Source organism: Aquiflexum sp. (assembly GCF_041749095.1).
GTDB lineage: Bacteria > Bacteroidota > Bacteroidia > Cytophagales > Cyclobacteriaceae > Aquiflexum.
On the sequence record NZ_JBGTCA010000396.1, the window covers coordinates 1 to 4,797 of the forward strand.

A 4,797-nucleotide genomic window follows, 5' to 3' on the forward strand; every position below is an offset into this window, starting at 1 on the left:
TACTGTTGATGCCATAGAATTCAAACGCAAACCCAAAGAAATTGAGGTGGACAAAGAAACCTTGGAAAAATATTCAGGAGATTATGACCTAGGAGGACAGGTAGCCAAATTTTACTTAAAAGAAGGAAATGAAAATACGCTATACCTTTTTGTGCCAGGCCAACCGGAGTATGAGTTGTTGTCCATTAGCAAGGATAAGTTTTCGCTTAAAATCGTAGAGGGATTTGTGATTGAGTTTTTGGAAGATGAAGAAGGTAATATAAAAGAAGCCAAATTTATTCAACCGAACGGGGTTTTTGTAGCTAAGAAAAAATAAAATTTACCATACAATTCCATTTTAATCAATGGTTATGGTAATTGGTCCAATTCATAATCCGTAACATAAAACTTTTGCCTCAATTATTCAACTCATCTCTTTCTTGACAATCTTGGTCATTAATGGAATTTTGATCCATTTTGGCAAAATCATGATAAGAAGCCAAATTATCGGGTTTACAATAATATCAGCCTTCTTTTTAAAAAGCTGTCGGATACATTTTTTTGCAATAAACTCGGGTTCCAAGATCATAAATTTCCCAAAAAACCCTTTTTCGACTCTTTTCATGACGTCATCATTGGTTCGAATTGGCCCGGGACACACTACACTGACCGAAACATTTGTTCCCTTCAGTTCCTGGTTCAGACCTCTTGAAAAGGAATATATAAATGATTTGGATGCAGGATAGACTGTTTTAAAACCTATTGGAAGATAAGCAGCCAAACTGGAAATGTTTAAAATGTATCCAGCCGGTTGTTTCAAGAGGTTGGGAAGCAGTTGATGGCTGAGTGCAGAAGTAGTGACCACATTCAGGTTAATGATATTATTGATATATTCTATATCAACATTGGTTATCTTTCTTGTTCCTCCGGTTCCCACATTATTGATCAGGATAAAGACGTCAAAATATTCATTTACCCAGTTTGCCAAGTCAATCACATTTTGATAAACAGATAAATCTGTCTCATAAGGCCTGGAATCGATCTCATATTTATCTTTTAATTCCGTGCAAAAATCCTCAAGTCCATGGTTAGGTCTACTTACCAAAATTGTATTGATTTTCATTTTGGATAGTTCAATTGCAAAAGATTTACCCAAACCATGCCTCGCTCCTGTGATTAATGCAAATTGTTCCATATTTACCATTTATAGCGCATTCTTTTAGAGAAAATAATTGTGCCTAGGTTTTTATCACGTTATCATGCTGCCCATTTATACTGACAAGAATAAACGGTTAAGACATAACAGGAAAAGTAAAATAGAAAGTACTGCCTTTCCCTTCTTCCGATTCCAGCCAAATTTTGCCCCCCATGTTATCTACTATTTTTTTGACAATAGCCAGACCCATTCCGGTTCCACTGTACTTTTCCTTGCCGTGAAGCCTTTGAAAAATAATAAAGATTTTTTCATGAAATTCGGGGGAAATCCCTATCCCGTTATCACTGACAGAAACCAACCATTCATGTTTTCTCTTATTGGTATTAATAGTGATTTCAGGAGTTACATCATCCTTGCAGTATTTGAGTGCATTGCCGATGAGATTTTGGAAAATCTGCAAAACGGGCCCTTTATGTGCCATGATGGAAGGAAGGTCCTCATAGATCACTTTGGCACTTTTTTCTTCAATCAGTTGGCTGTGGAGCATGCACACTTCATTCACTACCATCTGGAGGTCCACCACTACTGATTCTTCGGAGATTTTACCTATCCGCGAAAACTCCAGCAGGTCCAAAATGATCTGCCGCATCCTTTTGGCACAGTCCACCGCAAAATTGATATACCGGATTGCTTTTTCATCCAGTTCCGATCCATATTTTTTTTCCAACTGGGCCAAAAAGCTGGTGATCATCCTCAGGGGCTCTTGCAGGTCATGTGAAGCAACATAGGCAAACTGTTCCAATTCCCTATTGGAGATTTCCAGGTCATGGGCATGTTTTTTCAATTGGGCGTTGAGTCTCTTCCGGGCTTCCTCAGCACTTTTTCTGCGATGAATATCCTGAAAACTGCCAAATAGCCGGACACATCTGCCTTCTTCGAAATCTGCATTTCCTATGGCCCTCACCCATCTTTCTTTACCTTTAGCTGTAACAATCTTCAGCTCCACATCAAAAGGTGTCCCATGTTCAATGGCTTCCTTGACTTTTTGTCTGATGGTGTCTCTGGATTTTCCTTCCTTGTAAAAATAGATGGCCGATTCCAGATCCGGTTCATAATCTTCATCAAGTTCATGAATTTCCCGGGTGATTTTAGAAATAAAAAGTTTACCGGTCACAAGGTCAGCTTCCCAGCCTCCCAATCTGGCCACGCCTGTGGCATTGTCAAGAAGATTTTGCAGCTCTTTGGTATCGCTGACATCTCTAAGAACACCGATCATACGGATCGGGTCCCCATCTTCATCCCTGATCAAATGTCCCATTTCTTCAACAAAAGCGATGCTGCCGTCACCTTTTCGGATCCTGAATTCCTTATGCCACCTGAACTGACCTGAATCTTCCAAAAATTCCTTCCAGGACTGTTTATTTTTTTCCCTATCAGAATTAATCATCATAGCTGCCCAGTCAGAAAGTCTGAACGGTTCTTCTTTTTTATCAAAATCAAAAATCCTGTAAAAACCTTCACCCCATTCAAAAACATCCTGCACAATGTCCCAATCATAGATTGCATCATTGGTGACTTTGTTGACGTATTCATACCGCTCATTGCTTTTTTGAATGGCTTCCCGGTAAAGCACCTGATCGGTTATGTCACGAAAATTATCCACCAATCCATTGATCACCGGTTCATGAAACATATTGGTGACGGTGGCTTCTATCCAATGATAGGTCCCATCCTTATGAAGTGTCCGTGAAATATTATTGCCAAAGGGTACACCCGGATTCTGCAGGGCCTCATTGAGGCTTTCGGCTACTATTTCCCTGTCTTCAGGATGGATGATTTCAAATAACTGAAGATCAAGTGCCTCTTCTTCAGAATAACCCAAAGTTTTGACGATAGAGGGAGAAACATACTTGGCCATTCCGTCCAATCCCAAAATCGCAAAAGAATCGGCACTGTTTTCAACCAATGTTCTGAACCGTTTCTCGTTTTGCTCCAAAGATTGGCCTGTCAAGATCTGATTGATGTTCAGAATAAGATTATCCGATACGGTATCCAACAATTGCCTCTCTTCCTTTAAAAATGGGCCTTCATCCGCTAAAGGTTTTTCATTGTGATAGACCACCAGAATACTGAATTCATTTCCATCAAAATCCCTTTTGTTGCTAACTAGTGACCATTTTGAAGGTTTGTGGTGCCGGGATGGAAACTCTTGGTTCTTGTAAGCTATGAATGCGGTCACCTCTTCTTCAAACTGAAAACCTGTCGGCAGTATTTCCACGGCACATGAAAGCAACTTCTCCACTGAAAGTTTTTGGCTGCTGAGATTGGCAATCTGATACAGGCAGGTTTGTTCTTTGACCCTTTCACTCAGATTTCCCAAAGCCCCCGCCAACTTCAATTCGGTTTTTTTTCTTTCAGTGATATCCGTATGAGTACCTGACATGATGAGTGGTTTGCCATCTTCGGACCAACTGATGATTTTGCCCCTGTCATTGATCCAGACAATACTGCCGTCCTTATGAAGCATCCTGCACTCTATATCATAATAGTCTATTTTTTTATCAAAGCAGTCCTGAATTATGGATCGGGAAATATCCATATCGTCTGGATGGATCAGTTTGAACCAGGTACCTTCTTCTATAGGTTGAAGCTCTTCCAACGTATATCCCCCGATTTCTGCCCAGCGTTCGTTGATGATGACTTCTCCGGTCTGAATATGCCATTCCCATGTCCCCACCCGCGTTGCCTCAATGACATTATGGAGTCGCATGGCTTCTGTTTTGGATACCATCTGGGTTTCCAGAAGCATCATTTTGCTTTTTCTCAGCTCAAAAAGCTGGACCACTTGGTTGGCCAGGGATTTCAACGCTTTTTTATGCCGGTCATTCAGTTTCCTGGGCTTTCGGTCTATCACACTTAAGGTCCCCACTGTTTCTCCTTTGGGACCGGTCAGGGGCACTCCGGCATAAAAAACAACATTGGGATTTCCGGTAACCAGGGGATTGGTACAGAAAGCCGTTGCTTCCCGTGCGTCATTCACCATAAAAATATCCTTTTTAGATTCGATTGCCACAGCACAAAATGACACTTCTATAGGTGTCTGATCTATATCGAGACCGTGGTGGGATTTAAAAAATTGCCTTTTTTCATCTACAAGAGAGATCAGGGCAATAGGGCAATCGCAAATTATTGCGGCAAGTTCTGTGATGGCATCATATTCTTTTTCAGGAGAAGAGTCCATCAGCTCCAATGAATGGAGGGATCGAAGTCTTTCCTGATTATCAAAGAGATTTTTACTCATAATTTTGAATCATTTCCATTTTAGCCGACGGTTAGGAGGCCTGACTGGAAAATTGAAGATTTCAATATACCACAATTATTTCCTAAAAACAGAATGCCGGAATAATCAGGTTCCGGTATTCTGGGAATTGATGTTTAAAAAATATTGAGAAACCTATCATCCATAGATTTCTTCCAGAACCTGGGCCAGACGTATTCCCCCTGCAGTCAGCCTTTCTTCTACATGATGATAATGTCTGTAGATATATTCATATCCAATCCTTCCATTTTCAGGTATATCATACATGGCAGGCCTTATGGCAGCTGCTTCCCTCAACCAATCAGCGGGGCTTTTTGAAGTATATTTATAAATCAGATCAGGG

3 protein-coding genes and 1 pseudogene are annotated in these 4,797 nt (G+C 40.6%); 1 reads left to right on the top strand and 3 read right to left on the bottom strand.

Annotated features, from left to right (window positions below; all coding sequences use genetic code 11):
- Nucleotides 1-316: pseudogene (locus ACEW8O_RS17925) on the top strand (serine hydrolase); the annotation flags it as partial.
- 87 nt (nucleotides 317-403) lie between these two features.
- Here ACEW8O_RS17925 and ACEW8O_RS17930 read toward each other — a convergent pair.
- From ACEW8O_RS17930 to ACEW8O_RS17940, 3 genes are all read right to left on the bottom strand, one after another.
- On the bottom strand, nucleotides 404-1,174 hold the full coding sequence (locus ACEW8O_RS17930; RefSeq protein WP_373496002.1) for an SDR family NAD(P)-dependent oxidoreductase: 771 nt from the start codon (nucleotides 1,172-1,174) through the stop codon (nucleotides 404-406).
- Between the two features lie 97 nt (nucleotides 1,175-1,271).
- A complete protein-coding gene (locus tag ACEW8O_RS17935) occupies nucleotides 1,272-4,436 on the bottom strand; it encodes a PAS domain-containing protein (RefSeq protein ID WP_373496003.1) in 3,165 nt (1,054 codons plus the stop codon).
- Between the two features lie 156 nt (nucleotides 4,437-4,592).
- A partial coding sequence (locus tag ACEW8O_RS17940) for a S1/P1 nuclease (RefSeq protein ID WP_373496004.1) occupies nucleotides 4,593-4,797 on the bottom strand: 205 nt, incomplete at its 5' end.

Coding starts and splice junctions, on each gene's coding strand:
- ACEW8O_RS17930 (WP_373496002.1), bottom strand. CDS start 1,174: ATGGAACAATTTGCATTAATCACAGGAGCGAGGCATGGTTTGGGTAAA.
- ACEW8O_RS17935 (WP_373496003.1), bottom strand. CDS start 4,436: ATGAGTAAAAATCTCTTTGATAATCAGGAAAGACTTCGATCCCTCCAT.